The organism is Vreelandella rituensis (assembly GCF_003336665.1).
Lineage (GTDB): Bacteria > Pseudomonadota > Gammaproteobacteria > Pseudomonadales > Halomonadaceae > Vreelandella > Vreelandella rituensis.
In genome coordinates this window covers 1-618 of sequence record NZ_QPIJ01000176.1, presented here as the reverse complement: position 1 = coordinate 618, position 618 = coordinate 1, and the positions used below count along the sequence as shown (strand labels likewise).

The following is a 618-nucleotide window of genomic DNA, read 5'->3' as shown; positions in this document are numbered from 1 at the left end:
TTGCGATGGACACCCTTGCCATATTGGCTAACAGCTACTCCCAACGTCACTGCTCGGGACTCTCACCCTATAGATGTGCGCCATGCCCGGCACACTGACATCCTCCCCCACCTTCAGCGCTGACGCGCTTGTGGAAGGGGATTCCCTGGTCGTTACCTCCCAGGTTCCTGCTTCGTTGTCCGTCGCCTCAATGCCTTGGCATTGCCGGTCTTACACAAACTCCGCAGGCGTAACTTCCCGAGTGCCCCTCGGTATTACTTCAACCCACAGCACCGGCTAACAGCGCGGTGCCGGCTTGTAGGATGTTGCGGGCGGCATTGACGTCGCGGTCGATGCCTTGGGTGCCGCAGTCCGGACAGTCCCAGGTGCGAACATCGAGCGGCAGAGATTCCATCACAAACCCGCAGCCATGGCAGCGCTTGCTGCTGGGGTACCCACGGTCGATCTGGACGAACTGACGCCCCGCCCAGGCGGCCTTGTAGTCGAGCTGGCGCACCAGCTCCCCCCAGCCCACATCACTGATGGCTTTCGCCAGAGACCGGTTCTTGACCATATTTTTCACCGCGAGGCTTTCAGCACAGATCACTTGGTTCTCGTTGACGATCTGCCGGGTGAGTT

Annotated in this window: 1 protein-coding gene; it reads right to left on the bottom strand. The window is 60.2% G+C overall.

Features of this window, described 5'->3' with window-relative positions; genetic code table 11:
- Positions 1 to 259 precede the first annotated feature (259 nt).
- Positions 260 to 618, bottom strand: a 359-nt coding sequence (locus DU506_RS21380) for an RNA-guided endonuclease InsQ/TnpB family protein (protein ID WP_147273820.1), incomplete at its 5' end; no start/stop codon positions are given.